Consider the following 19,565-nt stretch of genomic DNA (forward strand, 5'->3'; position numbering starts at 1 on the left):
CCAGCGCGCTCCTGATGCCGTCCGTCGCGCCAGAACGCCGCTCCGTCGCGATCTCGCTTGCACCTACAGTACCTGTAGCACCCATCTGCTGATGGAACTCGCGCTATGTTAGCGCTCACCACAGGAGATTTTCAATGACACTTCAACTTGGCGACACCGCACCCGATTTCGAGGCCGACACAACCGATGGCACGCTCAAGTTCCATGAATGGATGAGTGACGACTGGGCGGTGCTGTTCTCGCACCCTGCGGATTTCACTCCTGTTTGCACGACGGAACTTGGTGAGGTTGCCCGCCTGAAACCGGAATTCGACAAACGCGGCGTTAAAGTGATCGGTCTCAGCGTTGATCCACTCGAAGACCACCGCTCCTGGGCAGGCGACATAGCCGAAACCCAGGGTCATGCTCTCAACTTTCCGCTGATCGCGGACCCGGATCGTGAAATCGCCGATCTCTATGGAATGATCCATCCACAGGCCGACGACACTCTTACAGTACGCTCGGTCTTCGTAATCGGATCCGATAAAAAGGTGAAACTTACGCTGACCTATCCCGCGAGCACGGGTCGAAATTTCGAAGAGATCCTGCGGGTCATCGATTCGCTGCAACTGACAGCCGACCACAGCGTGGCCACGCCTGTGAACTGGCAGCATGGCGAGGACGTCATCATCGTGCCCTCGCTCAGCGATGAAGAAGCGCGTGAGAAATTCCCCAAAGGCTGGGAGACGGTAAAACCTTATCTGCGCGTCACACCGCAACCGCAGGATTGATCGCAGCATAAGGGGCAATGCGAGACTTATCGGCGGGAGCATAGTCAAAAGCGAGCCGGTTGGTTTCGCTGTGGCTGGCTCGGCAGCGATATGCCAAATCGAAAGGACGGTATTGGTCTATGAATCGTTCCATAAAACAGAGCGAAGAACTCATACCGCAAGGGCCCGTCGACAGCACACTCCATTTCCTGAGACGGCCCTATGACTTCGTAAGCACGGTCTGCTCGCGAACCGGTGGCGATATGTTCGAAACCCGCCTGTTGCTCCGGCGGACTGTGTGCCTGCGCGGCGAAGCTGCGGCCGAGATGTTCTACGATAAAGCGCGAATGTCGCGCGACGGCGCGATGCCGGAACCGGTTCGGGCGACTTTGACTGGCAAGGGCGGAGTCCAGGGTCTGGATGGCGAGCGGCATCTGCGGCGCAAGGAAATGTTCGTGTCGTTGCTGACGCAAGAGCGTGTCGAGGCTCTGGGAGAGAAATTCGAAAAAATGTGGTTGGCCGAACTCCCGGCATGGACCCGGGAAACGCAGGTAATCTTCTACGAAGCGCTGCATCCCATATTGGCCGAAGCAGTGTGCGACTGGGCCGGAGTGCCATTACCGGCTGAAGAGCGCATCAAGCGAACTCGCGACCTTGTTCTACTCTTCGACCGCGCGGCCGCGCTCGGCTTGGGCCATTTTCGGGCCCGGCGCGCTCGCAGCCGTTCCGAAGCGTGGCTTGCTTACGTGATCAAGGATGTGCGTGACCGTCGCCTCGTTCCACCCACTGAATCCGCGCTGGCTGTCATTGCTGGGCACCGGGATGAGGATGGCGCGCTGCTAAGCCCCAGGATCGCTGCCGTCGAACTGCTGAACGTCCTGCGTCCAACCGTCGCGGCGTCCGTTTACATTGCTTTATTGGCGCACGCTCTCCATTCGTTTCCCGAGGTGGCACCGACCACTGCATCCGATCGCTCCGAATTGTATCGTTTCGTACAGGAAGTGCGCCGGTTTTATCCGTTCTTCCCCGTGGTCGCAGCCAGAAACTGGAAGGTCTTTAGCTGGCGAAACATCCGTTTTCCAGCTGGGCGACGTTTCCTTCTCGACTTGCATGCAACCAACACTGATCCGTGTCTCTGGAATGAGCCGGAAACCTTCAATCCGGAGCGCTTTCGCAAGGAAGACTTTTCCGCGTTCGCATTAATCCCTCAGGGCGGCGGCGATGTCTCCAAAAATCATCGCTGTCCCGGCGAGACAGTCGTACTCGAAGTCATGGAGCGCGCGTTGCGTATGTTGCTTTGCGAAATGGAATATCGGCTTCCCGCGCAGAATCTGCGCATCGATCGTTCCCGGATGCCGGCGCTGCCAGTCAGCAAGATCATTCTCGCGGATATCCGGCGCAGTGAGCGGTCTTTGAAAGAGACTTGAGGAGAGTCGGGAACGCGTTGAGATCTCTCAGAAAGGAACGTCCGATTGCACAGCAGCTAAGACGAAATCGCTCTTTGAGAAGCACCGACGCTCCATGGGAGGGCAGCATGATGCTCGGATTTGGATGGGCACTTCTCGACGCCCAAACAGGAGAGAACCGGCCGCACAGTCATCTGGCACACCAGATCAGTCTTTCGCTGGGCGACTCTTGCAGCATTACCGCTGACCGAGATCTTCGCTTGTCGCCCGGTGAAGCCGTTCTCATCCCTGCCACCACGGTTCACCGCTTGACGCCATCCGGTGCCATCCTGCGAAATCTGTATGTCGATCCGTTTTTCATGGGAACCCGTGACCTCAATAAGAGTGTTGGACTGGAACGGCTTTCGACCGCTGAAGCGAATGCATTGGCTCTGGTTCGATCCGGGAACGACGCACGCAAATGGATAGAGGGTTTTTTGAACCGAAAGAGATCGAGGCGAATCGACCCGCGCCTCCGCTCTGCGCTGCAACGGATCGGACCCGGGGCAACCCCTTCGGAATTGGCCAAAGCCGTTGGCGTTTCCACCACGCGGATGCGGGAGATTGCGGTTCGGGATTTTGGAGTGCCGACAACCAAGCTCCTGCAATGGTTACAGGTTCAGCGTGCCATCGAGAGCTTCGACCAATCTCATAGTGTCGCTGCCGCAGCGGCCGCGGGTGGGTTTTCCGATCAAGCGCACTTTACCCGTCGTTTGGTCGAATGGTTCGGCGTGACGCCATCACTGGGTCTTGCAAAAATCGCGATTACCATCGTGCGTTAAAACACCACCGAAACGTTCAAGACCGGTGGGCGACGGGAGCGTAAATGGATCCATCGTTTGATGGAGGCTCCAGTGGTCGTTTTTCGTTATCTCTATGCCCCACTCTATTTTTTTGGTTTTGTCGGGGGCGCTACGGCGATCGTGTCCTCGGATAGTTCGCCGGCCTGGCTGTTAGTTCTGGTCATCGCTGCGATCGGGACCTCACTTGCCGCCGAGCATATCGCGCCTTTCGAAAATCAGTGGAATTCGAGCCATGGGGATGGCGGGCGGGACGTTTTGCATGCCCTTGTAAACGAAGGGTCTCTTGTGGCTATGGTGCTGCTTCTTCCGCTCATCGCAAGCCTTGTCCCTTGGGAATCAGCCTGGCCAACGACGCTGCCCTTATGGGCTGATGCGGCCATCGCAATCGTGCTTCTCGACCTAGGGATAACCCTTGCCCATTTCGCCAGTCACAGGGTTTCGTTTCTCTGGCGTTTTCATGCCGTGCATCATTCGGTACGCCGCATGTACGGCTTCAACGGGCTATTGAAGCATCCGGTCCACCAGTTCTTCGAGGTTTCCGCCGGTGCCTTGCCATGGCTTCTATTGGGGATTCCTCTAGATGTCGCTGCCGTGGCTTCCTTTGCGGTGTTGATCCAGCTCCAGTTACAGCATTCGAATGTCGAGATGCGGGTCGGGCCGCTGGCATATGTCTGGGCCGTCGCCCCTGTCCATCGGCACCACCACCTTGCGTCCCAAACGGACGGCGACGTCAATTTCGGTCTGTTTCTAACGCTCTGGGATGTTCTGCTTGGTACAGCGCGCTTTGGATCGAGTGAGCATATCAAAGCCGGGGCGATCGGCCTCGCTGGCATCGAAGATTATCCTAATGCGTACCTCGCACAGTTGGCCGAACCATTTAGAACGCAGGCGTAAACTGGCCGGCGCCGACGCCCGAAGCGAAGGATGGGCATGACGGAACAGCAAGTATCCTACGCATCACCAGCCGGTTGTCGTGCCCTCACTCCGCTTTTCGGCATGCCGGAGAAATCCAATATGTCGCCGAATGCCTGAGAGCAACGACGCAACCCAAAGTTACCGCGGCAAGCGAACTGCTCATATAAGGCCTTCTCCCGCTGCGGAAGCATTGAGCGCTTAAGTTCCGCCACCTATTCCAAGTGCCAAAGCCGTCGAGATCTGATCGCTCAGTGTTGCGATTCCGAGCAGCGTAATGCGCGTAGCCGCAAATTGTCGGCGGATCTTCACCTTACCATCAGCAGGCCGATCGCGCCCAGCACCATCGAGGCCGATCCGAAGATCGTCTTTGCGAGGGACATTTTGCGAGCGACGGCACCTCGACAAATCCGCTTTCTGACCTTGTCCAGGCCGGTTCTGAGGCCTGCCGTTCCGTCCCAGACATCGATCATTCCCCAAGTGAGGAGAGCGCCAGCGACGATACAGGCGTAGCTGTCGGCCTCGAGACGACCCATGGCGAACGATATGGTCGCACCTGCCATCACGGGCAGCATAATGATCTTCACGACGTCGATCGCGCTCAGAACCGACCGATAATGCCGCGAGGAGATGAAAGGGAGCAGGAAAAGGGGCCGTGCGCAGAGCGTGCAGGTTTTGCCGGGATAGCGCGACATCCATCCCGGCATAAGACCCCTGCAGAAGGGGCATCGGACCTGCGGCTCGTCGATGATCGCGGCCCTTCCTCCCGAGCTCACGCCTTCTTTTGGCATTTCGTTTTCCGGCAATCATTCCGAACATCGCATTTCGCCTGATCGCCGCAGTCCTGCTTCTCCTGTTTGCAGTCGTGGCATTTGACCATTTCGTCCAGCGACATACGGCGCTGCTTGCGCTCGACACTGTCTTCGAGCGTCGCTTTCGCCTTCGCTTCCCGGGCGACAAGATCGAGCATCTTCCGGGCGACATTGCCGGTGCTCTGATTCACCCCATCGGCGATCGTCTTCGTGGCGGCAGCGTGTTCGTGCATTTCATCCGCCGCTAAGGCATCCTGTGCTGCTGCCGGTACGGCCATGAAAGCTCCTGCCATTGCAGCGGCTGCCATCATCTTCTTCAACATTGTTAGTTCCCTCTTCTTTCCGGTTGCCCGGGTGGTTGATGCGCCGGTGGCGCGTGATGCCCCTTGCGGAGCGGTTTCGCGGAAGGTGAATGCCTCCCGGACCTTTGAGGCGCTTGCGCGCGAGCATGGGCGTCATCGCCAGAAGCCGTCGCGCCTTTCGCCGCTGCGGTTGTCGTAATTTTCCTTGTCGTCGTATCCGCTCTTGCGAATGCCGACCTCGACGCGATCGCCTCCGGCGTTGCGGATGTGGAGGTCGCGCAGGTCCACCCTGTTACGGTGTGCCCAGTCCTCGGCGGCTCGCTTGCTTCCGAATGTGCCTACGTCTTCGTAATCGAACGCCATCGTGGTCCTCCTTCAGGTTTGAGTTGCTTGCCAGGGTGATTGGGTTCGGTGCGCAACGAGCGGTCCGAGCGCGGCTTCGATGTGCCGTTCGACGCTCGTCTTGGTCGGCCGCTCTCCGGCCGGAAGGCGGACGGTCGTATAGCCTGCGTGTCGGGTGAGAGCGTCGCGATCGGTATCGCTGCGGCGGCACCTTGAGACGGGAGAGCTCCCGGCGCGGCAGACCGCTCCAGATCGCGGCTGTCGCGATGATGACGCCGGCGATGACGAGGAACAGGAGGGTCTGGCTTGTCCATGACGTCAGTTCTCCGTCGATGAGCGCGGGTCGGCCCAGAAGATCAAGGGTCAGTCCGGTCGCCACGGCGAGGACGACGCCGGTCGCGGAGAGCTCTTCGGGCGTGGCGGGGAGAAAACCCCACGGGCCCGTCAGGAGGTGTGTCATGTCGTACTGCCATTCCAGAATTCGTTCAGGCGGCGCGGAAAGAGCGCGTAGACGCGGTTCATTCCGAGCGGCGCTGCGAACTTTGTTGCGAGATTGACGAAAGTGACGGCGATCGAACCAACGATCACCGCGATGAGGATGGCGAGACCGATTGCGACGCATTCGGCTACCATCTGCTGGTTCGCGACCATTTCGCGCATGTCGGCGCATCCCTGGACCCCGTGCAGATCCAGATCGCACGCCACGAAATTGTCCCCCTCCACCAATTCGGCGAGTTCCTGCAGTCCCGCCTGCTTCACGAAGTTGGAAAGCGTCGGCTGTTGCTCGAGAACGGAGTTTAGACTGTCCTTCTGCGGGGCGTTGGCGATCAGGTCATGCTGGGTCTTGTCCATTGCCGGTCTCCTATCGGGCACGTTCGATGTTGCGTTCGGGAAGGTCGATCTGCGGCACCGCGCGCAGGCTCTCTTTGTCGACCGAGGGCAGGCGATCCGCGCTTGCTTCTCCGACCTTCAGGTGTTCGGGGATCTTCGGATTGAAGTCGGGGGCTGCGCGATCAATGCGGGCATCCGCGATCCGCTTCTCGCCAAGCGTCTCGAGCGCGCTGGTCTTGTCACCGGGGTTGCGGCCGATCTGGGCGAGCAGCTGGTCCCTGTCGTTGGTGACGATCGTGATGTCGTCGCGCACGCGGGTCATCATCACCAGCGCGAGCCGCTGGTTCGAGAGATGGCGCGCCGACGAATGCATCTCGCCGATCGCCATATCACGGGTGTCGCCCTGCGCCTGGTGCATGTTGATCGCGTAGGCGAGGCCCATGCGCTCGAGCATCTTGTCGTTCTGCTTGAGTTCGACCGTTTCCCCGTGACGGTTCTCGACCGTGACGACGCCGTCCTTGACGCCGAGGATCTTCGCCTCCTCTGACTTCATCAGCTTGCGGGCGTCGTCCTTCTCGGTCCAGCGGACCTTGTCGCCCTCGTGGATGGTTTCCTTGGTCTTCTCGGACAGACGCAGTGCGTCGCGTTTGTCGACCGGGTCGATGCGCGACGGGTCGAAGCGCTTCAGCTTGCCGTTTTCGTCGCGCAGAAACACCCTGCCCTTCGCGTCCAGGCCCTCGACATCGTATCTGCCGCGAGAAAGCCCTCCAGGGGCATTCTGGCGCATCACCTCGAGCAGCTGACCCTTGGCGTAGGTTGCTGCGTAGCGAAGCTCCTCGCGGGTCGCATGGGCCGGCCTGAGCGTATCGAGCGTCAACCCCTCGCCCTTGATCGATCCTTCGGCGCGCAGCCCGTCCTGCACCATCCGGTTGAGCGATGCGCGTGCGTCGCGACCGGAGGAATAGATCGCGGTCCGCTCGCGGTCCTCCGGGGGTAGATCGAGCCAGGTCTTCGCCGCAACCTCCAGATGGTCCTTGCCCGCCTCGACCACCTTGTCGCCGAGCAAGGCGAAGCTCTCCCGGAACCTGCCCGCGCGGGCGAGGCCCGAGGCTTCCTTCATGTGCTCGGTGCGCTGACGTAGGCTCGTGTCGAGCCGGGCCAGCGCGGGATAATCCGCCTGGATCAGCGAGAAGCTCTTGCCCGCCTCGATCGGTTGCAGCTGCGCCTTGTCGCCGATCATCACCAGCTTCTCGACACCCAGGCGATTGGCGATGGTGAGGAGGTCGTTCATCGGCTTGTTCGCGACCAGCGAGGCTTCGTCGAGCACGAGGACCTTGCCCTCGAGCGCAGCGCGCGATGCTTCGAAGGTTGGTCCGCTGCCATGAAGCGCACCGCGCAGGTGCTGGTTCACGAACGAGGAGACGGTCCTAGCTTCGATGCCCTCCTTCACCGCCTCGCCGTTCGCCGTGCGTATCTCGGTCTCGTTGCGCAGGTCATTGACCATCTTGTTCGCGAAGGCGAGGCCGATCACGTCCCTGCCCTCCTCGCGCGCAACGCTAGCGATCGCGGAGATGAGCGTCGTCTTGCCGGCTCCGGCCACGCCCTGAATGACGACGGTGCGGTCGTCGCTCGACAAGGCCAGCGTGCCGGCAGCGATCTGCTCGGCGTTGAGATCGTACTCGCCCGACACCGCGCGCAACCGCTCGGGGGCCCCGCTAGCCTTTATCATGCCTGGACTCGCGTCCTTCCCCGCAGTCACGTTGGCGAGGGTCGCCCGCTCTATCGCCACGTGTTCGGGGGTGGTGTATTTCTCGATCGCCCCATCGAGCCGGGCGCTCTTGCCTGGCAGCATCTGGCCCTTGTCGACCAGCGCTTCCATTCGCGCTTCGACGCCTTCGACTGTCACTCCCCTGGCGCCGAGGTCGAGCGCGGTCTTCACCAGCTCGCCGCGCGTCCACGACGTCTCGCGCTCGCCGATCACGCGAACAGCGGATGCCGTTACGAGTTCGGTGCGCAGCTGCGTCGGGGTCAGACCCATGCGCTGCAGGCCGTTCGTGGTCAGTTCGTCGGCGGGACGCGTGTAGAGCTGCGCGGTCTCCTGGACCGCTGCGATCACTCCGCGGACGCGTTCGGCCGTTCCCAGCGGTCCCTCGCGGCCGTTGTCGATGCGGGCGCGCGTTTGTTCGACCATCGCCTTGGCATCGAACTCTAGTCCTTCGGCGCGCTTCGCCCATTCCTGGCGAAGCGCCTGCTTGTCATCAGGATTGAGTTTCGGATCCCGGGTGTTCTTGGTGACGCCTCGCAGGAATTCGGTCTCGTTCGCGCGTCGGCCGAGCTTTTCGGCTGTCGCGAGTATGTCCAGTCTACGTTGACTGAAGGCTTCGATCACCTCCCGCGAGACGCCTTGGATCTCGAACTGTCCGTGTTTTCCGGTAAGCTCGGTCCGATAGCCAAGCTTCTCGAGGTTCGTTCGGAGCGCGGCATTGTAGATCGAGCCCAGGACGGAATTGTTCTTCCAGACCTCGCCGTTCCAGAGTGCCTTCCAGTTGCCCGCCTTGTCCTGGGTCATGGCGGCGATGACGGCATGGGTGTGGTTCTGCGGATCGAGCTTGCGGCTCGTGTCGTGCTGGAAGAGCGCGTACAGCAATTTTCCTGTCTGAACCGCTTCGCCATTCGGATTGCGCGAATAGTCGCGCGCCTCGGCGAAATGCTTCTCGAGATAGGTCATGGTCGCCTTGACCGCCGCCTCCTGCGCGGTGAGGACGCGCTTGTCTCCGCCGAGCTGCGCCATGAGGCTTGCGGACTTCGGCATGGAGAAGGTGAGGTCGATCCCAGCTCTCCGGTTCTCGTTGCCGTTGACGATGGTCCCGTCGGGCAGCTTGCCATCGAGGACCTTCTCGAAATCCTCCTTCGTGACGGGACCGCTCAGGCCCAGCGCCTCGGCACCCTTGCCGCCCCACTCGCTGAGCTCGGCAGGGCCATCGCCGACATAGTAGTCGTCCTTGGCGAAGTAGTTCGCTGCTCCGCCTGCGGAGGAAACCGATGCGACGGACAGCATCAGACGCTCCCGAGCCTGATTACTCTTCGAAGCATTCGGCCGCGGCCGCGGAGGAGCCAGTCGGCGCTTATGCCGAATTGCTCGCCGCCGATCCCGGCTCTCACCTCATTGTCGAGGAACCGCGTCTTCGTAGCTTGATGGGGCAGCGCGGCGATCATGTGGTCGCTCCGGCTTCGGCGCATGGATGGAGAGGGGGTCACCGGCCCATCTCCTGATCCTCTTCGATGGAGACCTCATGGTGCTCTTCCGTCTCACGGCCGAACCCTTGACGGTTCTCCCGTTCGAGGATGCTTTCCTGGCCGTCGTCGCGTCCTCTGACCTGGCGCGTCTGCGCGACGACGTTCCGATTGGACGCGTTTCGCTCTTCGACGTCCCGCTGGGCCAGGCGCTGCCGTTCGCGATCGTCGCGCTTGCCGGTGTGCTTGAACTTCGACAGGTCGTCGTGAACGCGCTGGTCGCTGGTTCCGTCGACCACTTCCTTGGCAGCGGTCCTGTGCTGCAATTCGCCCGCGGTTTGCTCCACCGAACGATCGAGCGAACCCTCCACCTCCTCCCGCAACTTCTCGGCTTCGATCTCCGCCTGGCTGAGGACGACATCAACCCCGTCGCGCGTGTCCTTCGGCACGTTGTCCGGCCCCTCCCCCTCGCGCCCCCCGACACCCATTTCCGCGGCTTCCTCTTCGGTCGGCACGTATTCGGCAGCGCGCATGTCGGTGACGCGGCAGAAGCCTTCGGCGCGTTCGGGATAATCGTTCCAGGTGAGCCGGATGCGTGACGCCGGGAAGCCGTCGGGGAATTTGATGAAGCCGGTCAGGCTTTCCAGATTGCTGATGTCGTCCGGCATCACGAGCTCTTCGACATCCGAGCGCGGCGTGATGGTGGATGCGTCGCGGCTGTTGTTGTACCCGTAGGAATAGGCTTCATCCATCAGCCGAACCTTGCGGTTGCCGATGAATTCGGAGCATCGCCGGGAGGTTTCCGGATCGGCAGTCTTGAGGATCAGCTTGGTGCCGGCAAGCGAAGCGAGATTGGTCGCGCCATGCTCGCCGTAGGTCTCTTCCAGCTTGTCGAAGGAATGCATGCCGAGGACGAACGCACCGCCGAACGCGCGGGCGGTCTGCAGGCCGTGATCGATTGCGGGAAGGCGGTGGAGCGCATGGACCTCGTCGATGAGGAACCATGTGCGCAGATTCCGGCTCCGCCTCATTTGGAACAGGGCATTGACGGCAAGGTCCATCCACAGCGTCAGCAGCGGCCGATTAAGTACGAGATCGGGGTGGGTGGAGGTGATGAAAAGGATCGAGCCTTCCCTAATGTCCTCGCTCATCCATTGCTTGATCGAGAAGCCCTCTTCGCCCGGCTTGGGTTCGGGCAAAAAGCGGAAGGCGTTGGCGTTGGCGATGAAGGTAGTCCGGATCGATTCCGCCATCTTCGCGGCGGATGGGGACATCATTGGTCCGGCAATCGTGCCCTCGAGCTGGGCATGGATCGTCTTGAGGTCCGACATCATCAGGAAGTAGGCGAGACCCCCATTCGAGCGGACGCCCATCTTGAGCATCTTGACGCACATCTCGACCATGAGTGTGCGGGCTGACTTCTGCCAGAAATCGTCCTCGACCGATTGCCCGCTGGGAACGAGCGCTGTGGCCGCGCTCATGAACTCGGCGTAGTTGCTGCAATCGTTGAAAATGGACCAGGGTTTGCAGCGCTTGTCCATCGGGTTGAGGATCACGTCGGTGTCCTCGTTGTAGAAGCTCTCGACGAAGGTTCCTGTGAGGTCGAAGATTACACAGCGATGGCCGCGTTCGCGCGCCTGCTTGACGATCTTCTTGAGCTCTGTGGTCTTACCGGCGCCGGTCGTGCCGACGAACATCGCATGGCTCTGTTCGAGGCGCCACGGATAGGGCAGTCCGGCAAGCCTGTAGGGGTGGTGAAGGCCGCGTCGGATTAAGTCTTTGAGCGGCTCTTTCAGAACAGCGTTGGGATCTTCCGGCGGGGTGCGCGAGAGGCATTCTTTCTGATGCTCGCGCCAGTTGTGGGCGAGGATGGATTGCTTGAGGATCGAACGCTCGACCAGGACGGCGCCGCGTTCGTGGCGCTCGGTCAGGATGTCCGATCCGCGCTTGCGCGAAAAGTCGATGAACCAGATGGTCAGCGGGACGCAGATGAAGGCCGCGCCGAGCATCGAAGATACGGTCACTTGGATAGCCCGCGACCACGCGGCTTCGACGGCGGGATGGTAGGGCACCATCGACATCGTCCCCTGCACCACCTGGCCGGAAGGAAGCGTCAGGTTGATCGCCTTCATCGGATCCAGCGACATCCATCCCCAGACCGAGGAAAGAAGCTTCATCAGGACGAGGTGGATTTCGTGATTCTTGAACGTGAAGTAGCCCAGCACGAAGAGCAGGAGGGCGGTGGTTCCGATCCATGTGTAGAGCGGGATTCTGATCCCCGCCCAGGTCATCAGGATCTCGTGATGGAACAGCTGCGATCCGCGCGTGAAATTGCCCGCGTTCCGCTTCACTTTTCCCCGCGCAGAAGCGTGCGTCAGAGTGATCGCCTGCTTGTTGTACCTGATGTCTTTACGCATGGTGCTCTCGCACGTTGCGCATGGCCGCACGGATCAGCTCGTCACTGTCCTCCGGATACTGTCTTTCGACCAGGAGGGAGAGCGCAAGCTGGGTGTGCTCGAGGATGGTGAGCGCACGCTGGCCATTGAGTGCGATACCCAGCTTGAGCATCGGCAGGCCGATATTGACGGAGGTGCGTATTACCTCGGCACGCGTTATGCCTTGTGCGGCCGCGTAGGCGTCGAGGGCTTCGAGAGCATCGGGGGAGAACCCTACGCCGATGCCTTTGTAGGTACTGGCCATGCAAACTCTTTCCGAGTTGTGCATGGTTTCTCTATCGCAAGCCCTTTATATATCCGCCGAAACGGAAAGGGAAGCGCGTTTGCGGACGAAAGATATTTCGGCGCTAACGCGCTGATGTACCGGCATATTCCGATCATATCGCTTCTTTCGTCCTTCGCCGAAATATGTTTCGGGAGCGCCATTCTGAACTAAGTGGCTGTTCCAAAGCCTATTTTGTCCCGAAAAGAGCTACGGCGCAGCCGTGTTCGGTGTGCATAAATCAGGGACTTGGCGGTTCTTCTCTTGGTCTGCTGGTCTTGGGGGAGTCGTAGAGGAGCTGGTCATCCAGCTGGAGGTGCCGGCTTTCTAGCCGGAATGAACCTCACGCTTGGTCCGCAGGGCTGATCCTCGATACTGCCAGGGCGGACAAGAGTGGACCGACAGGTCCACGTCGATCGTGACCCGCAGGGCCGAGACAGGCATCGCCCGGCTCGGTGGAGCTTGATGACGAGACGGCCCTAGCGAAGCCAGGGCAGTGAGGAACCTAGCGCAATAGAGCGCGGTCCTGAGCGGCGCAGTCCGCGAAGGATGGCCCGAAACCCTCCTTCCCGAAACGATAAAAGAGCGAGAGCAGATCGCAAAAAAACATCTCGAAATTGCAGTCAGGATCGGCCATCAGATTCCACCTCGATCATTCCGGAAATGGAGTTGAAAATGGTGTCGAAAGTGGAACGCGAACGGGCGGCGTTGGAAGCGGCCGAACAGGACATTGCCGAGCGCAAGAAAAGGCTCGCGCAGATGGAGAAGGAAGAGGCCGGAAAGGTGCTTGCGCGACTGGTCCGCAAGGTCGGGCACGAACGGTCCGTGAGACTGTTGGAGCTGGCCGTCAGCGTGAAGCCGAAGAGCGCGATAGAGGCGCTCGAAAAGATGGAGCCTGCGGGTCAGAAGCAGGCGTCCTGATGGGCGGCGTCCGAGAGGTCTCGGCGGCCGCCCATACCCGTCAGTATTGGTCGTCCATCTTGCCGGTTGCGGTGTAGACTATGTCGTCGATGAGGTGCATCGGGAGCTCGCCGTAATCGCCTTCTTCTATCAGGATGTAACCTTCCTCCGTCTGGACGACATGGACGTCGAAGAAGGAGTGGTAAGAGCGCCGCTCCGCTTGCAGAGTCTTCTCATCGAGTGCGATTGTATCGGTGTTGATCTGGCGCGTCGTGGCGGTGTCAGCTTCGAATGTTTCCGTGGTGTAGCACATGGGTAGCCTCCTGTCGTTGGCGGCTCGTCCGCCATGCCATGAATCAGCGCTCCGGCGGTGCGCGGGTCACCGGAGCGAAGCGGAGGGGAAACGAAAATTGATCGAGTGGTGCGGAAGGTGCGCAGCACCTTCACGGTCGGTCCATTTTCGTTTGACCCGTGCATGGCCGGAGTGCTCATGGCGATGGTGGCGGACGGGCCATCGGCGGGAGGCTTAGATTATCTCTGCACCGCATGTTCGAGGCGCTGCCGGGATGCGCCAGTGCTCCGATTGGCTTGCATGAGAAAAGGGTGCCGCGGCGCGTGGCCGGGCACCCTTCCCCAGGCATCGTTCCAGCGGGGAGGCTAGTCGCTGGTCGATGGGATTTCGCGAGAGGCTGCACTCTGTTCGATCGGGCAACACTGCACGCAATGTGGAACGCCGGTGACGGGATGCGGCTGCATGACATGTCGTTCGCCCGAAACGCAGTTTTCGGTCAAGCCTTCGTCGGGTTCTGATCCCATGATCGCGCCGGTTTCGATGTCGATCCTGTCGAAGTGGTCATCCCCTTCGTGCTCGCATTCGATTCAGGTTTCACGATCGTAGACGCCGCCCAGCTCCCGTCGCTGATTGGTCTCGTCCCAGGCGGCCCACGCGTCCTTGCAAATCGATTCCGAACCGCAGTTTGGGCACCGCATCTTTAGCTTGGGGCGAGGCTTTGCGACCGCGTTCATGAGGCCCACGCCAGAACAGGACGTTGTTCGCCGCAATTCGTGAATGCGAGGTATGCCAGGCTGTCGTAGATCGGCATGATCTTTGCGCCGCGGAACGCGTCGTAGGTGCGATGGTTCTGCAACAGGGTCCGCAGGCTATCGAGCGTGAGTTCGCCGGCATCCGCATTGTCCCGGCCGAGCGCGAACAGCACCTTTCCCGCGAGGTCTGGTCCCATCATCAGATCGCGCGCGAGAGCGATATGCTCGGAGACCTCGATCGTGATCGGAGCGAGACGGCCGAGGTGCCGGACGCGCAGCGTTCGCCCGAGAAATTGCGCCTCCTCGACAATCGCGATGATCTCGGCGCGGTGGTCGAAGCAGGCCGTGAAAGCGGCCATCGAAAGTGAGTTCGCGTTGATCTCGAAGTTGAGCGGCGCAGCTCCGAATTCGTTCGCATCGACGTCCAGTGCGATATCGCTTGCATGAAGCCGCCGTGTCAGCGCGGCGAGTTCGAGCGCCGAAATTTCGGCGGGCGTCGAATGAAGCTGGGTGTGCGTGTCTTCGATGCGGAATGTGACGAGCATCCTTGCCTCCTATGATGGCTCGTCTCCCTCCTTCCCTCTCCCCTTTGATGCGCTGCCCTGGCATTGTCGGATGAGCTTGCCGGTTGCGCAGAGCCGTCGGCATTCGGCTAGGCGACAACCTGCTCCGGCAAGTGACCGCTGTCTCAGGAGGATTGTGATGGCGAAGCGCAGGCGAACGTATGTTCGTCAGCGAGCCGGAGCGATGCGGTCGTGGTCAGCCGTTCGAACGCGAGGGTTTGATACCCGAGGAGGGCGACGATATCCGCAGCGGCCTGTCTTTACGTGGCGGTGGCACTGACATGACTCGCCTCGGCAGGCGACACCTCCATGTCGGAAAATTGGGTAGGGAGCAGAATGGCAGCTTTTGAAAACGACGTTCCGGAAAACCGCCGTTGAGCGAAAGACTATCCTAACTTGCTCTCTAACCGAGCTTTCTTCGCATCGCGAAGAATTTCCAGAGCTTCCTTGACAACATACAACCCTATCGCTGCGCCCACGAAGAGGTCGAAATAGCCGATACTGGTAAGCAGAACCGCAACGCCTGAAGCAATGACAGCAGAGTTGGCTACGATGTCCGCGCGCGTAAAAATCCATGCCGCGCGGATATGGACCTCGTCCCGTCGCTGCTTACTCAATAGGCGAAGAACAATGATGTTCACGAGAAGCGCGACCAGCGCGACAGCGATCATCCAACTGCCTTCGGGAGTTGACCCGACAATCGCACGTCGGACGACATCCGCAAGAACTCCGATGCCGACGAGCATGAGCAAGCTACCGCTCAGTGTTGCGGCTTTGGCTTTGAAGTTTGCGCTTCGCCCAATTGCTGCCAATGCAATCGCGTATGCGCTTGCGTCCGTCAGCATGTCCAAGCCGTCTGCGATCAGGCCAGTCGACTGGGCGATAATGCCCGTCGTGGCTTCGACGACGAACATGATGCCGTTCAAGATCAATGCGATCCACAAGGCACGGCGCTGCTCTTTCGTTTCGGCTTCGGTTGGTCCGCACCCACAATCGCTCATGGATTGCAGATAACCGAGTGTCGCAAAGCCGTAAACACGTGGTCCCCCAACGATCTAACCCGAGAACACGTTGGTATTGCCCATGAGCCTGCCGACAACTCGATCACGACCGATTACGGCGATTTCATTCGGAAATGGCTGTGACTGCAACGAGGTCGGAAGTTGCCAGCGCAAGCCATGTTGAATGCCACCGCCATTTACCCGCAGTCGACTGGCCTGACCGCGAAGGCTCCAGAAACATCTAAATCCGGGCAAGGCAGCCATGCCGGTTCGGCCAAGGCGGACCGCGCTATGCGCAGGCGACTGAATAGTCGCCAGCGAGCAAGTGATCGCCGGGGTCCTGTGATGCGCCCACACGGGCGACGGGGGCTCGATGCCACCCGAGCCCGTTCTGCTGAGACAGAAAAGGAAGGGAGGCCCCGGCTTCCGCCGGAGCCTCCCGAGAGGCGCTCACCCGAAGGTGGACGCGCCGACCCGCTGCGTTTGCGGCCGCTGATCGGCGATGCGGCGGACGTGAACCGGCACGCCTGCCTGCCGCAGTCGCTGTGCCAGGTTCGACTGGATGCCGGAGCCTTCGCCCACGACTGCTTCGACCGGGCTCAGCTTGACCATGTTCTCGTTGCGGAGGAACGGAGCGCGGTTGCCGTGGCGTCGGTCAGGCATGAAGAGGATCGTCTGCACGCCGTTCTTCTGTGCCCATGCGTTGGCCATCGCGTCGACACCCTTGCGCATTCCGGTCGTTCCGAGGACCATGTTGGGCACGCGCGACTTGATGTCGTCGAGGATGTCCCAGATCATCTCGTAGTCGTGCCATTCCTTCATACCGCCCGACACCACGACCAGCGGCCCTTCGGGCTGGAACTGCGCCCTGCGGTCCTTGGCCCGTGCGGCGAGGAAGTCGCGTGCCTGGATCTGCGAGGCGGTCACGCCGTTCTTGCTGACCTGCGATCCGCGGGTGGCGGTGAACGGACGTCCGGTCTCGACCCGGTATACGTCCGAAGCGTGATCCCGCATCGCCTCGAGCGCTTCGCGGCATCCCTGAAGGGTCTGCACCAGCATTTGCGTCTCTTCGAGCTCGACCGCGTAGATTTCGGAAGGATCGAAGTGGCGAGCCATCTCTCCCAGCTTCTTCGCGGCATCGTCCTCACGTCCTTCGACCAGGCGGGCTGTCATGTGGAAGGAATTGACCATCCCCCAGGCGAGCTGCTGGGCGAATTCCTCCATGCGGGTGTCCTTCAGGACGTCGAACACGGTGCCGATCGCCAGTTCTACCGCAGCCCGGGCCATGTCCGGATCGGGCATCTCGGCGGCCATCGGCTCTTCGACGACGCTCAGCTTCGCCATGTCGCTCTGCTCGAGGAAGGCGCCATCATACGCGGCGGTAACATCGGAACGGGTGTCTGCCAGTTCCATGCGGGCGTTCGCGAGATCGGCGAAATTGTTGAACTTTTGCATTGTAAGCCTCCATTGGTTTTGTGTCCGTCATCTTGTGATGACGGGGTCCAATGGTGCGCAGCGGACAAGCGAGGTCAGGGACGTTGACCGGGAAGCCGGCACGTCAGTGCCGGACCCCGGTTAACGCCTACGGGCCGTGGGGGAGCCGATTTTTTCCCGTCTGCTGAAAGCAGACAAATGCGGGGAAAAAATTGGGGGAACCGCGGATCCTTGACCGGATCCTTGCCGCAAGTATCCTTCGGACCCCATCACACGAGGATGCAATCAAACACACCCTCCCCCTCCCCTTTGCTTGAGAATATCGGGCTCCCGCAGGAGCTGCGGCAGACAGGCCGGGGCGTCTCGCGCGCGCGGCAACGCCAGGGGTCGTTGCCCTCGCGCGGCCGCTTCGGACGCGAGCGGCGGGACCGAGAGCCCGCGGTGTGGAATCATAAAATGGAGGCCCGACCGTAGGCCGCATCGCCCTCTTTGGAGCGCGGAAGTCTGTTGGACGCCAGTTAGCCTTCGAGGCCATGCGGGCCGCAGGACGAGCCGATGCATTCTGCCCCGCTCTTCTGGCCGCAGCGCGATAGCGCGGTGCGCGGCTGTCCCGCCATGCGATCGTGACCCGGATGGGCCGAGACCCGCAGGGTCTCGGTGGAGCTTGATGACGCGGCGAGCCCCAGCGAAGCCAGGGCCGCAAGGAAGCTAGCGCAATAGAGCGCGGTCCCGGCCGGAGGACGGGAGGCGGCAACTATTATAGTGTCACCTGCGCAAGAGTCTCACTATCCTGACGACGATCATGGAACGTCCAAGGCACTTAAACAGTCTCGGCTATGTAATTGCAGGGAGCGCCACTGAGCGCGCGTCCTCCCAGGCTATGATCGCATGAGGTGAGAAGCCGCGAAGAGTGGGACCAGTACCTTGGAAAAAGCGTATGATCCTTTTGGTTCGGTAATGCTGGAACCGCTGCAGCGCGAACTTGATCTGTGGGCGGCCACTGGGTTTTCGTTGGGGTAAATCTATGGCGAAGAAGCGGATCTCTCGGAGTTCTTCAACAACAACCCTCGGTCAATTCAACAGAATGCGGAAGGACCGACGCTTCAACAACCTGCGTTGTACGGCGCGGGCGGCTCTGGCCCCCGCCCCGGCACAGCTGGTTTGCAACATATACGGCCGCTCGTAGAGCGCCGTCAGGGCTCCCACACATAGGGGACATAATCGTCCGGCTTCACGACGTAGTAGCGGGCGGAATGCGGCCCACTGTGAAGCTGGTTCATGCTCTGAGCTTTCTCTTCGGCGGCCCTTGCACTCAGGCCGGTCGAGACGACGCGGTCGCTGATGTGGTCGCGGCCGAAATTGTCGATCGCGATAACTTGCATGGCGAGATCTCCTTTCAGGCTGCGCGCGGAAGCGTTGCGGCGATCTCGGCACGTTGTGCTTCAAGCGTCGCGAGATGGTGAACATAGATCGGGCCGAATGCGAGCGTTTCGGCAAGATCCTCGTCGGTCTCGAGAATGTCGAACGCGGTGTTGCGATCGAGTGCATCGAGATCGATGGTTTCCAGAAGCTGTTCGCGACGTTCTGCGAAGCGGGTGAAGTTGTTGAGCTTGCGTTGCGCATGTGCGGCGTCGCGCTCGGCAAAGAGACCGAAGTCCTTCATGGCCATTCTCCTGCGATAGATGGTGAAAGGGCGGCGCTTTCGCGCCGCCCCCCTGGTCGGTCAGATGAACTCGACGTTTTCGGCGATGATCTCGCAGCCGTAGCGATCGTTGCCGTCGGCATCCTGCCAGCGCGAGTAGTGCAGGCGGCCGGAGACAGCGAGCTGGTCGCCCTTCGACTTGTGCTCGCGGAGCGGAAGACCCATGCCGTTGAAGACGGTGATCTTGTGAAACTCGGCGTCCGTCTTGGTGTAGCCGGTTTCCGGATCCTTCTGGACGCGGCCGTCGCGGATGACGGGACGTTCGGTGACGAGCAGCAGCTCGGTGACCTTGGTCTTGGCGCTGTCGCGGGCGATGGGGTCCTTCGCCAAGCGGCCCACCAGATTGATGTTGTTCATTTCGTAATCCTCCATTGGTCCCGGCGGACCGTCCGCCGGTGCCCTCAACGAGCCCCGGAAGGAGGGATGGGTCACCGCGCACTCGTGCGCGGGAAACCTCGAAAATCGAGGTGGTGCGGGCAGCTCGCGAAGCGAGCAACACGGCTCGCATTTTCAGGTTGGCCTTAATCCCGATCGGAGGGGCAGGGGCACTAGGCGGCGGACGGACCGCGCAGGGAGCAATGGGACCGATCCGAGTATCGACGACGACCGGCATGGTCGCTTGGCCCGTAGGACCTTGCTCGCGACTTTAGCGAGATCGCGCCAGCCACGCTGATTTCGGCTAACCAGTGAATTCGGCCACAAGGCCGTGATATCCGGTTCGAACCGCTACTCCTCTGGAGCCGGTCGCAGGATCATCGTCTCCGGGCGTTTCT

The 19,565-nt window shown here is 60.9% G+C and carries 19 protein-coding genes; 5 read left to right on the forward strand and 14 right to left on the reverse strand.

Annotated elements, in window-relative coordinates; genetic code table 11:
• The first annotated feature begins 134 nt into the window (after positions 1–134).
• The 4 genes from ACFDTG_RS04020 (at position 135) to ACFDTG_RS04035 (ending at position 3,891) form a co-directional block, all read left to right on the forward strand.
• Positions 135–770 carry a peroxiredoxin gene (locus tag ACFDTG_RS04020; RefSeq protein ID WP_160662057.1) on the forward strand — a complete coding sequence of 212 codons (636 nt, stop codon included), beginning with the start codon at positions 135–137 and terminating at the stop codon, positions 768–770.
• A 242-nt stretch (positions 771–1,012) separates the two neighbouring features.
• Positions 1,013–2,176, forward strand: coding sequence for a cytochrome P450 (locus ACFDTG_RS04025; RefSeq protein WP_375289747.1), 1,164 nt, complete (start codon positions 1,013–1,015; stop codon positions 2,174–2,176).
• 107 nt (positions 2,177–2,283) lie between these two features.
• On the forward strand, positions 2,284–2,976 hold the full coding sequence (locus tag ACFDTG_RS04030) for a helix-turn-helix transcriptional regulator (RefSeq protein WP_375289748.1): 693 nt from the start codon (positions 2,284–2,286) through the stop codon (positions 2,974–2,976).
• A gap of 72 nt (positions 2,977–3,048) precedes the next feature.
• Complete coding sequence (locus ACFDTG_RS04035) at positions 3,049–3,891, forward strand: sterol desaturase family protein (RefSeq protein ID WP_375289749.1); 843 nt, start codon at positions 3,049–3,051, stop codon at positions 3,889–3,891.
• Between the two features lie 326 nt (positions 3,892–4,217).
• On the opposite strand, the gene ACFDTG_RS04040 is transcribed toward ACFDTG_RS04035, so the two are convergent.
• The 7 genes from ACFDTG_RS04040 to ACFDTG_RS04070 form a co-directional block, all read right to left on the reverse strand.
• Positions 4,218–4,604: a hypothetical protein gene (locus tag ACFDTG_RS04040; protein ID WP_067501036.1), complete on the reverse strand. Its 387-nt coding sequence runs from the start codon at positions 4,602–4,604 to the stop codon at positions 4,218–4,220.
• A gap of 77 nt (positions 4,605–4,681) precedes the next feature.
• Positions 4,682–5,044, reverse strand: coding sequence for a hypothetical protein (locus ACFDTG_RS04045; protein WP_375289750.1), 363 nt, complete (start codon positions 5,042–5,044; stop codon positions 4,682–4,684).
• Positions 5,045–5,176: 132 nt separating this feature from the next.
• Complete coding sequence (locus ACFDTG_RS04050) at positions 5,177–5,386, reverse strand: hypothetical protein (RefSeq protein ID WP_063612683.1); 210 nt, start codon at positions 5,384–5,386, stop codon at positions 5,177–5,179.
• A gap of 435 nt (positions 5,387–5,821) precedes the next feature.
• Positions 5,822–6,217, reverse strand: a complete 396-nt coding sequence (locus ACFDTG_RS04055) for a hypothetical protein (protein ID WP_375289751.1) — start codon at positions 6,215–6,217, stop codon at positions 5,822–5,824.
• A gap of 10 nt (positions 6,218–6,227) precedes the next feature.
• Entirely contained in the window at positions 6,228–9,254 is a 3,027-nt protein-coding gene (gene mobF, locus ACFDTG_RS04060; protein WP_160728987.1) for a MobF family relaxase, read from the reverse strand.
• Between the two features lie 196 nt (positions 9,255–9,450).
• On the reverse strand, positions 9,451–11,847 hold the full coding sequence (locus tag ACFDTG_RS04065; protein ID WP_375289752.1) for a type IV secretion system DNA-binding domain-containing protein: 2,397 nt from the start codon (positions 11,845–11,847) through the stop codon (positions 9,451–9,453).
• A complete protein-coding gene (locus ACFDTG_RS04070) occupies positions 11,840–12,130 on the reverse strand; it encodes a hypothetical protein (protein WP_149036579.1) in 291 nt (96 codons plus the stop codon). Before ACFDTG_RS04070 ends, ACFDTG_RS04065 begins: the two co-directional genes overlap by 8 nt.
• Before the next feature lie 693 nt (positions 12,131–12,823).
• Here ACFDTG_RS04070 and ACFDTG_RS04075 point away from each other — a divergent pair.
• Entirely contained in the window at positions 12,824–13,069 is a 246-nt protein-coding gene (locus ACFDTG_RS04075; protein ID WP_375289753.1) for a hypothetical protein, read from the forward strand.
• Positions 13,070–13,109: 40 nt separating this feature from the next.
• On the opposite strand, the gene ACFDTG_RS04080 is transcribed toward ACFDTG_RS04075, so the two are convergent.
• The 7 genes from ACFDTG_RS04080 to ACFDTG_RS04110 all read right to left on the reverse strand — a co-directional run bounded on the left by ACFDTG_RS04080 (position 13,110) and on the right by ACFDTG_RS04110 (position 19,149).
• Positions 13,110–13,361: a hypothetical protein gene (locus ACFDTG_RS04080; protein WP_202392059.1), complete on the reverse strand. Its 252-nt coding sequence runs from the start codon at positions 13,359–13,361 to the stop codon at positions 13,110–13,112.
• 709 nt (positions 13,362–14,070) lie between these two features.
• Entirely contained in the window at positions 14,071–14,637 is a 567-nt protein-coding gene (locus tag ACFDTG_RS04085; RefSeq protein ID WP_375289754.1) for a hypothetical protein, read from the reverse strand.
• Positions 14,638–15,041: 404 nt separating this feature from the next.
• Positions 15,042–15,656 (reverse strand): cation diffusion facilitator family transporter, encoded by a 615-nt coding sequence (locus tag ACFDTG_RS04090; protein ID WP_063612691.1) that lies wholly within the window; start codon positions 15,654–15,656, stop codon positions 15,042–15,044.
• Between the two features lie 450 nt (positions 15,657–16,106).
• Positions 16,107–17,111, reverse strand: a complete 1,005-nt coding sequence (locus ACFDTG_RS04095; protein ID WP_375289755.1) for a DUF2493 domain-containing protein — start codon at positions 17,109–17,111, stop codon at positions 16,107–16,109.
• A gap of 1,172 nt (positions 17,112–18,283) precedes the next feature.
• Positions 18,284–18,472, reverse strand: a complete 189-nt coding sequence (locus ACFDTG_RS04100) for a hypothetical protein (RefSeq protein ID WP_063612693.1) — start codon at positions 18,470–18,472, stop codon at positions 18,284–18,286.
• A gap of 14 nt (positions 18,473–18,486) precedes the next feature.
• Positions 18,487–18,753: a hypothetical protein gene (locus ACFDTG_RS04105; protein ID WP_149036581.1), complete on the reverse strand. Its 267-nt coding sequence runs from the start codon at positions 18,751–18,753 to the stop codon at positions 18,487–18,489.
• Between the two features lie 60 nt (positions 18,754–18,813).
• Positions 18,814–19,149, reverse strand: coding sequence for a single-stranded DNA-binding protein (locus tag ACFDTG_RS04110; protein ID WP_063612695.1), 336 nt, complete (start codon positions 19,147–19,149; stop codon positions 18,814–18,816).
• Positions 19,150–19,565: the final 416 nt, after the last annotated feature.

The sequence above is a fragment of the Qipengyuania sp. genome, from assembly GCF_042095715.1.
Classification (GTDB): Bacteria; Pseudomonadota; Alphaproteobacteria; order Sphingomonadales; family Sphingomonadaceae; genus Qipengyuania.

Coding starts and splice junctions, on each gene's coding strand:
- ACFDTG_RS04020 (WP_160662057.1), top strand. CDS start 135: ATGACACTTCAACTTGGCGACACCGCACCCGATTTCGAGGCCGACACA.
- ACFDTG_RS04025 (WP_375289747.1), top strand. CDS start 1,013: ATGTTCGAAACCCGCCTGTTGCTCCGGCGGACTGTGTGCCTGCGCGGC.
- ACFDTG_RS04030 (WP_375289748.1), top strand. CDS start 2,284: ATGATGCTCGGATTTGGATGGGCACTTCTCGACGCCCAAACAGGAGAG.
- ACFDTG_RS04040 (WP_067501036.1), bottom strand. CDS start 4,604: ATGTCGCGCTATCCCGGCAAAACCTGCACGCTCTGCGCACGGCCCCTT.
- ACFDTG_RS04045 (WP_375289750.1), bottom strand. CDS start 5,044: ATGTTGAAGAAGATGATGGCAGCCGCTGCAATGGCAGGAGCTTTCATG.
- ACFDTG_RS04050 (WP_063612683.1), bottom strand. CDS start 5,386: ATGGCGTTCGATTACGAAGACGTAGGCACATTCGGAAGCAAGCGAGCC.
- ACFDTG_RS04055 (WP_375289751.1), bottom strand. CDS start 6,217: ATGGACAAGACCCAGCATGACCTGATCGCCAACGCCCCGCAGAAGGAC.
- mobF (WP_160728987.1), bottom strand. CDS start 9,254: ATGCTGTCCGTCGCATCGGTTTCCTCCGCAGGCGGAGCAGCGAACTAC.
- ACFDTG_RS04065 (WP_375289752.1), bottom strand. CDS start 11,847: ATGCGTAAAGACATCAGGTACAACAAGCAGGCGATCACTCTGACGCAC.
- ACFDTG_RS04070 (WP_149036579.1), bottom strand. CDS start 12,130: ATGGCCAGTACCTACAAAGGCATCGGCGTAGGGTTCTCCCCCGATGCT.
- ACFDTG_RS04075 (WP_375289753.1), top strand. CDS start 12,824: ATGGTGTCGAAAGTGGAACGCGAACGGGCGGCGTTGGAAGCGGCCGAA.
- ACFDTG_RS04080 (WP_202392059.1), bottom strand. CDS start 13,361: ATGTGCTACACCACGGAAACATTCGAAGCTGACACCGCCACGACGCGC.
- ACFDTG_RS04085 (WP_375289754.1), bottom strand. CDS start 14,637: ATGCTCGTCACATTCCGCATCGAAGACACGCACACCCAGCTTCATTCG.
- ACFDTG_RS04090 (WP_063612691.1), bottom strand. CDS start 15,656: ATGAGCGATTGTGGGTGCGGACCAACCGAAGCCGAAACGAAAGAGCAG.
- ACFDTG_RS04095 (WP_375289755.1), bottom strand. CDS start 17,111: ATGCAAAAGTTCAACAATTTCGCCGATCTCGCGAACGCCCGCATGGAA.
- ACFDTG_RS04100 (WP_063612693.1), bottom strand. CDS start 18,472: ATGCAAGTTATCGCGATCGACAATTTCGGCCGCGACCACATCAGCGAC.
- ACFDTG_RS04105 (WP_149036581.1), bottom strand. CDS start 18,753: ATGAAGGACTTCGGTCTCTTTGCCGAGCGCGACGCCGCACATGCGCAA.
- ACFDTG_RS04110 (WP_063612695.1), bottom strand. CDS start 19,149: ATGAACAACATCAATCTGGTGGGCCGCTTGGCGAAGGACCCCATCGCC.